The 6915-nt window shown below is 72.3% G+C and carries 8 protein-coding genes; 5 read left to right on the forward strand and 3 right to left on the reverse strand.

Features of this window, described 5'->3' with window-relative positions:
- Nucleotides 1–9 precede the first annotated feature (9 nt).
- Entirely contained in the window at nt 10–639 is a 630-nt protein-coding gene (locus tag ACZ5CW_RS40300) for a DJ-1/PfpI family protein (RefSeq protein ID WP_468610659.1), read from the forward strand.
- Here the strand turns inward: ACZ5CW_RS40300 and ACZ5CW_RS40305 are convergent.
- Nucleotides 626–1381: an enoyl-CoA hydratase/isomerase family protein gene (locus ACZ5CW_RS40305; RefSeq protein WP_468610661.1), complete on the reverse strand. Its 756-nt coding sequence runs from the start codon at nt 1379–1381 to the stop codon at nt 626–628. The two genes, ACZ5CW_RS40300 and ACZ5CW_RS40305, sit on opposite strands and share 14 nt — an antisense overlap.
- A 122-nt stretch (nt 1382–1503) precedes the next feature.
- Here ACZ5CW_RS40305 and ACZ5CW_RS40310 point away from each other — a divergent pair, with 122 nt between their 5' ends.
- Nucleotides 1504–2076, forward strand: coding sequence for an HdeD family acid-resistance protein (locus ACZ5CW_RS40310; RefSeq protein ID WP_468610663.1), 573 nt, complete (start codon nt 1504–1506; stop codon nt 2074–2076).
- A gap of 175 nt (nt 2077–2251) precedes the next feature.
- Nucleotides 2252–2746 (forward strand): ATP-binding protein, encoded by a 495-nt coding sequence (locus ACZ5CW_RS40315; RefSeq protein WP_468610673.1) that lies wholly within the window; start codon nt 2252–2254, stop codon nt 2744–2746.
- Nucleotides 2747–2759: 13 nt separating this feature from the next.
- On the opposite strand, the gene idi is transcribed toward ACZ5CW_RS40315, so the two are convergent.
- Nucleotides 2760–3353: an isopentenyl-diphosphate Delta-isomerase gene (gene idi, locus ACZ5CW_RS40320; protein ID WP_468610665.1), complete on the reverse strand. Its 594-nt coding sequence runs from the start codon at nt 3351–3353 to the stop codon at nt 2760–2762.
- A 197-nt stretch (nt 3354–3550) separates the two neighbouring features.
- Nucleotides 3551–4492, reverse strand: a complete 942-nt coding sequence (locus ACZ5CW_RS40325) for a cation diffusion facilitator family transporter (protein ID WP_468610667.1) — start codon at nt 4490–4492, stop codon at nt 3551–3553.
- A gap of 511 nt (nt 4493–5003) precedes the next feature.
- Here ACZ5CW_RS40325 and ACZ5CW_RS40330 point away from each other — a divergent pair.
- Both ACZ5CW_RS40330 and ACZ5CW_RS40335 read left to right on the forward strand, forming a co-directional pair.
- Nucleotides 5004–6791 (forward strand): DUF5941 domain-containing protein, encoded by a 1788-nt coding sequence (locus tag ACZ5CW_RS40330; RefSeq protein ID WP_468610669.1) that lies wholly within the window; start codon nt 5004–5006, stop codon nt 6789–6791.
- Nucleotides 6788–6915, forward strand: a 128-nt coding sequence (locus tag ACZ5CW_RS40335) for a sugar phosphate nucleotidyltransferase (protein ID WP_366750616.1), incomplete at its 3' end; no start/stop codon positions are given. The genes ACZ5CW_RS40330 and ACZ5CW_RS40335, both read left to right, overlap by 4 nt.

The following is a 6915-nucleotide window of genomic DNA, read 5'->3' on the forward strand; positions in this document are numbered from 1 at the left end:
GGGATCTCCATGCAGATCGCCATGGTCGTCTACGACCGCTTCACCGCCCTGGACGTCGTGGGCCCCTACGAGGTCCTCAGCCGTCTGCCGGGCGCACAGGTCGATTTCGTCGCCGAGCGGCCCGGCCCCGTGCGCACGGACACGGGTTTTCTCGCCGTCACGGCCGACAAGGCGCTGGACGAGGTGGCGCGCCCCGACCTCGTCGTGGTCGCCGGAGGCCCCGGCACCGCCGCCCAGATGGAGAACCCGGCCCTGCTGGAGTGGCTGCGCGTCGCCGACGCGGCGAGCACCTGGACCACCTCGGTCTGCTCGGGCTCGCTGCTGCTCGCCGCCGCGGGCCTGCTGAGGGGCCGGCGCGCCACCAGCCATTGGGGTGCCCTGGACGTGCTGACCGACTTCGGCGCCGAACCGTCGGACGAGCGGGTCGTCACCGACGGCAAGTACGTCACCGCGGCCGGCGTTTCGGCCGGCATCGACATGGGGCTCGCGCTGGCCGGCGTCCTCGCGGGTGACGAACATGCCCAGGCGATCCAGCTGTTGATCGAGTACGACCCGCAGCCGCCCTACGACGCCGGCTCGCCGCGGAAGGCTCCCGCGCGCGTCGTGGAGGAGTTCCACACCCGGTTCAGCCTGACGTAGACACGCTCCACGTGAAGCGCGGCTGCCTGCGCTCCAGGAACGCGGCGACCCCCTCCGCGGTGTCGCCGCCCCCGCGCGCCTGCTCCGCCCAGTGCCCGTCCCGGTCGGTCCGGCCGTTCGCGAACTCCTTCGCGGCGGCCTGGGTGAGCTGCGAGCGGGACGCCAGGATGCGGGTCAACTCGGCGACCCGCTTGTCCAGTTCGCCCTCGGGCAGCACCTCGTCCACGAGCCCGGTGCGCAGGGCGCGCGCGGCGTCGATCAACTCGGCCGTGAACAACAGGTACTTGGCGGTGGCCGGTCCCACCAGCGACACCAGCCGCCGGGTCGAGGAGGCGGGGTAGACGATGCCCAGCCGTGCCGGTGTCACCCCGAACAGCGCGCCCTCCTCCGCCAGCCGAAGATCGCAGGCCGCCGCGAGCTGCGCCCCGCCGCCCACGCAGTGCCCGCGCACCGCGGCGAGGGTCGGCTTCGGGAACGCGGCCAGGGCCTCCTCGGCCGCCACCGCGAGCCCCTGCGCCTCCTGGGGCGACCCCTGGAGCGTCGAGATGTCCGCGCCCGCGCAGAAGGTCCCGCCCTCTCCGGTCAGCACCAGCGCCCGGACGCCCGGGTCGCGCGCGAACCGGGCCAGCAGCGGCGGCAGCGCCCGCCACATCGCGGCCGTCATGGCGTTGCGCTTGGCCGGGTGGCGGATCACGACGGTCGCGACGGAGTCGACGACCTGGTGCGACAACTGGGGCTCCATGCGCCGGATGTTATCCGCCGCACCGTGCACCTGATCGAGAGGCCGGGGGAGAGTTACGACACCCTGCACAAAGGGGACAAAAGGGAGAGGGGCTGGCAAAGGGGGGGCCCGAGGAGGCTGGGATGGTCAAGCTCGGCACACGCCGGAGCAGGGCGGCGAAGCTGCGGCGCGGGTTCGGCCGGCTCACGGCACTCGGCGTGCTCCTCGTACTCGCCGGGCTCGTCGGGCTGGTCTACACCGCGGTCGCCACGCTGACCTCGATGCTCCTGTTCGGCTGGCTGCTGCTGATCGGCGGGATCGTCGGGCTGCTGCAGGCGATCCAGGCGCGCGGCACCCAGTTCTTCTGGCTCGGCGTCGTCGTCGCCGCCCTGAACATCGCGGCCGGCATCGTCGTCGTCCTCAAGCCCCACGCGACCGCCACGGCGCTCAGCATGTTCGCCGCGTTGCTGTTCCTCACCGCCGGCTTCTTCCGGCTGGCCGGCAGCCTGGTGGTGCGCGGCCCCCACTTCGGCTGGACCCTCCTGCTCGGCGCCTTCGACCTGCTCCTGGGCGTGCTGGTCCTCGCGGCCTGGCCGAGCAGCAGCCAGTACGTCATCGGCGCCTTCTTCTCGCTCGCCCTGCTCTTCGACGGCCTCGGCCTGCTCGCCGGCGGCTACGGGGGCCGTCGCGTCGTCGGGCTCGTACAACACGAATAGTTCGCGAAGCGGTGTGTGGGGGAGACAGGAACAGTCCCTCAAGTGACCATGTCATACGCCAATGGTCAGAACCGTTCGATACCAGCTGACTTCTGTTCAGGCATCCGGACCGGAGTGGATCGTTACCAACACTCGACGTGTGGTGACAATCGAGCGCGAGGGTGGCGACTGGACGATGGACAACCACGGGCGCGGGGACGGCCCGCGCCCAGCGGGGGGCGCCGAGCGGCCGCCCGATCCACTGCCGTACGAAGGTGTCTGGCGGTTCACCGCGCCCGCCGTGGACGCCTCGGTCCCGCAGGCGCGGCGCGCGGTACGCGACCTGCTGCTGCGCCAGGGCGTGCCGGTCTCCGACGAGCTGGCCTACGGCCTGCTGCTGATCGTCTCCGAGCTGGTCACCAACGCGGTCAAGCACGCGGCGCTGCTGTCGCCGATGCTGGCCGTGGAGGTGGCCGTCGGAGCCGAGTGGGTGCGGGTGTCCGTGGAGGACAACCACCCCTACCGTCCCACCGCCCTGGAGGCCGACCACGGCCAGACCGGCGGGCGGGGGCTGCTCCTGGTCCGTGAGGTGGCCCGGGAGGCGGGCGGAGTGATCGACGTGGAGCACACCGCGAGCGGCGGCAAGGTGATCTGGGCCGCCCTGCCGCTCAAGCCCGCGATCCTCGCCTAGGACGTGCCGAGGGCTACCAGCCGGCGGACGGGCCCGTCAGCTCCCTGATCGCCGGACGGGCCGCGTCCAGCACGGTCATGAACCAGGCCGAGAACGGGTCCCGGGCATGCCGCTCCGCCAGCTCGGCCGCCGTGACGAAGGCGGTCGAGGCGATCTCCTCCTCGTCCGGCGCCAGTGGCGCCTGCACCAGACCGATGAACAGGTGGTTGAACTCCTGCTCCACCAGGCCGGATGCCGGGTCCGGATGGTTGTAGCGGACCGTGCCCGCCTCCGCCAGCAGCGAGGGGGACGCGCCCAGCTCCTCGTGCGTGCGCCGGGCCGCCGCCGCGAAGGGCGCCTCACCGGGGTAGGGGTGGCCGCAGCAGGTGTTCGACCACACACCGGGCGAGTGGTACTTGCCGAGGGCCCGCTGCTGGAGCAGCAGCCGGCCCCGCTCGTCGAAGAGGAACACCGAGAACGCGCGGTGCAGCTGCCCCGGCGGCTGGTGGGCGGCGAGCTTCTCCGCCGTGCCGATCGTCACACCTTTCTCGTCGACCAGTTCCAGCAAAATCGCCTCTGCAGTGCCATTCGACGAGCTGTGCGTCGCGGTGGCAGGTGTGATCGGCATACCCATCCTTCGCCTCGGTCTTCGCACCCCAAGTCTGCCGTACGAATCCGGCACTCCCGGCACTTCCCGGCACGCCCGCGCGCGGCGCCGCACCGGAAGTGGGACCCGGTGGATCATCGTGCCCGGCGCCGGTCATCCGGAACCGTCCGAAGGTGCGTCGAACTGGAGTGCCTACGGTCGGCGGCGGAGCCGCACGGTCAGTGACAGAGCCGTGCCTCGTGCTCCGCGTGCCCGCCCGGCTCCAGCTGGAAGGTGCAGTGCTCCACGTCGAAGTGGTCGCCGAGGCAGCCCTGCAGCTCGTGCAGCATCTTCTCGTGGCCGATGGCGTTCAGCACCTCGGAGCTGACCACCACGTGTGCGGAGAGCACGGGCATGCCGGAGGTGATCGTCCAGGCGTGCAGATCGTGCACGTCCTCCACCCCGTCCAGTGCCAGGATGTGCGCCCGGACCTCCGCCATGTCGACGTTCTTGGGGGCCGCCTCCAGCAGCACGTCCAGCGTCTCGCGCAGCAGCTTCACGGTCCTCGGCACGATCATCAGCCCGATCACCAGCGAGGCGATGGGGTCGGCCGGCTGCCAGCCGGTGGTGAGGATCACGGTCGCCGAGATCAGCACCGCCACCGAGCCGAGCGCGTCCGCGGCCACCTCCAGGAAGGCGCCGCGCACGTTCAGGCTCTCCTTCTGTCCGCGCATCAGCAAAGTCAGCGAGATCATGTTGGCGATCAGGCCGATCAGACCGAACACGATCATCTGGCCGCCGCGGGTGTCCGCGGGCGTGACGAACCGTTCGATCGCCTCGTACAGGACGTATCCGCCGACGACGAGCAGCAGCAGGCAGTTGGCCAGCGCGGCGAGTATCTCGGCGCGGGCGTAGCCGAAGGTGCGGTTGGTGCTCGGCGGGCGGTTCGCGAAGTGGATCGCGAGCAGGGCCATGCCGAGGCCCACCGCGTCGGTCGCCATGTGCGCCGCGTCCGCGATCAGCGCGAGCGAGTCCGCGACCAGGCCGCCGACGATCTCGACCACCATGACCGTGAGCGTGATGCCCAGCGCGATGCGCAGCCGGCCCCGGTACGCGGCCGCGGCCGTACCCGTGGCCGGCACATGGGAGTGCGCGTGCCCGTGGTCGTGCCCTGCCCCCATGACTACCGCCCTTTCCCGTGCCGTCAGAGAGCCAGTGAACTACGGGTGGGGGGTATCGGGCAACGCGGTACTGAACACCGTTGTCATGTGCCCTGACCTGCGGAAACGATCCGCAGGTCAGGACGCTGCCGACGCACCTGCCGGGTGCGGCCCCGCCGGCCCCGCCCGGCCGGGCCGCCCCCGCTCCCGCGCCCCGCGCGTGAGAGACGACACCTGGCACGCCGTACACGGCGAAGCACACGTCGTGGCCGCCCTGCCCGGTGCCCGGCCGACCGGTGTCCCGGATGCCCGGGTCTGCCCCACGGGTTTGTGGGCGGAGCCCGGATCCCCGATGATGATCGCGGCAAAGGCCGCGGCAGCCCTCGTGGGCCGGCCCGTGAACGGCCGGTGAACACGGACTCCGACCCATCCGATAACCTCTGCCGACATGCCGCCCGGGTGCCGCAGGCAGGGGCGCCCCACCACGCAGAAGACCGGCGCCCGCGCGCCGGCACCCAGGGAGTGAGTTCGGTTGTCGACCGCCATCGTCACCGGTCCGCCGGTCCCCGGATCGTCGCTCGAGAACGATCTGCGGTCGCTCGGCTTCGACGTACGGGTGGCAGCGGACGCCTCCGAGGCCGAGACCCTGCTCGCCACCGCTGACGCCGCGGACCGCGTGGCCCTGATCGACGCCCGCTTCGTCGGCCACCCGCACGCTCTGCGCCTGGGCCTGACCGACCCGCGCTTCCCGCTCGCCGCCGTCCCCGGCGCCGTCACCGCTCAGCCGGCCGCCCGGCAGGCGCTGACCCGCGCCCTGGCCCGCGAGACCTCAGCGGGCGGCGGCACGGCGGTCGCCGTGGACAGCCTGGCCGACCGCATCGTCACCGCCCTCGACGCCGACGGCACCGAGGTGCACCGGCCCGAGCTGGGCAGCCTGGTCGCCGCCGTCCCCGCCGACCCGCAGGCCCGCAACGAGGCCAGGCAGTCCGTCGCCGCCGTGGACGACGAGGCCGTCCGCCTGAAGTCGGCCGTGAAGTCCCGCGACGGGTTCTTCACCACGTTCTTCATCAGCCCGTACTCGCGCTACATCGCCCGCTGGTGCGCCCGCCGGGGCCTGACCCCGAACCAGGTCACCACGGCCTCGCTGCTCACCGCCCTGATAGCCGCCGGCTGCGCGGCCACCGGCACCCGCGCCGGCTTCATCGCCGCCGGCGCGCTGCTGATCGCGTCCTTCGTGCTGGACTGCACCGACGGCCAGCTCGCCCGCTACGCCCTGAAGTACTCCACGCTCGGCGCCTGGCTCGACGCCACCTTCGACCGGGCCAAGGAGTATGCCTACTACGCCGGTCTCGCGCTCGGCGCGGCCCGCGGCGGAGACGACGTATGGGCCCTGGCGCTGGGCGCGATGATCCTGCAGACCTGCCGGCACGTGGTCGACTTCTCCTTCAACGAGGCCAACCACGACGCCACCGCCAACACCAGCCCCACCGCCGCCCTCTCCGACAAGCTCGACAGCGTCGGCTGGACGGTCTGGGTGCGCCGCATGATCGTGCTGCCGATCGGCGAGCGCTGGGCCATGATCGCGGTCCTGACAGCGGCCACGACCCCACGGATCACCTTCTACGTGCTGCTCGTCGGCTGCGCCTTCGCGGCGACGTACACCACTGCGGGCCGCGTGCTGCGCTCGCTGACACGGAAGGCGCGGCGCACCGACCGGGCGGCCCAGGCGCTGGCGGACCTCGCCGACAACGGCCCGCTCGCCTCACTTGTGGCACGTGCCACTCGCGGCCGCCTCGGCTCCCCGCTGCTGGTGGCCCTGGCCGGCGCCGCCGCCCTCGCCGTGTCCCTCTTCTCCGGGGTGACCTGGGCGCCCGTCGCCGGGGCCGTCGTCTACGCCGTCACCTCCGCCCAGGCGCTGCACCGCCCCCTCAAGGGCGCCCTCGACTGGCTGGTCCCGCCGCTGTTCCGGGCCGCCGAATACGGCACCGTCCTGGTACTGGCGGCCCACGCGGACGTGAACGGAGCCCTTCCCGCGGCTTTCGGCCTGGTGGCCGCCGTCGCCTACCATCACTACGACACGGTGTACCGCATCCGCGGAAACGCCGGAGCGCCCCCGGCCTGGCTGGTGCGCGCCATCGGTGGGCAGGAGGGGCGGACGCTGCTCACAGCCGTCCTCGCCGCGTTGCTCACCGCCTCACAGTTCAAGGTCGCGCTCACGGTTCTCGCCGTGGCCGTCGCCGTGGTGGTGCTCGTCGAGAGCATCCGCTTCTGGGTGTCCGCTGGGGCGCCCGCCGTACACGATGAAGGAGAAACCGCATGATCGGCCTCGTGCTGGCGGCCGGCGCCGGGCGGCGTCTGCGCCCCTACACCGACACTCTGCCCAAGGCTCTGGTGCCGGTGGGTCCCGAGGGCGCGGAGGAGTCGCTGACGGTCCTGGACCTGAC

Source organism: Streptomyces sp. NPDC031379 (genome assembly GCF_055569615.1).

Coding starts and splice junctions, on each gene's coding strand:
- ACZ5CW_RS40325 (WP_468610667.1), bottom strand. CDS start 4,492: ATGGGGGCAGGGCACGACCACGGGCACGCGCACTCCCATGTGCCGGCC.
- ACZ5CW_RS40310 (WP_468610663.1), top strand. CDS start 1,504: ATGGTCAAGCTCGGCACACGCCGGAGCAGGGCGGCGAAGCTGCGGCGC.
- ACZ5CW_RS40305 (WP_468610661.1), bottom strand. CDS start 1,381: ATGGAGCCCCAGTTGTCGCACCAGGTCGTCGACTCCGTCGCGACCGTC.
- ACZ5CW_RS40315 (WP_468610673.1), top strand. CDS start 2,252: ATGGACAACCACGGGCGCGGGGACGGCCCGCGCCCAGCGGGGGGCGCC.
- idi (WP_468610665.1), bottom strand. CDS start 3,353: ATGCCGATCACACCTGCCACCGCGACGCACAGCTCGTCGAATGGCACT.
- ACZ5CW_RS40300 (WP_468610659.1), top strand. CDS start 10: ATGCAGATCGCCATGGTCGTCTACGACCGCTTCACCGCCCTGGACGTC.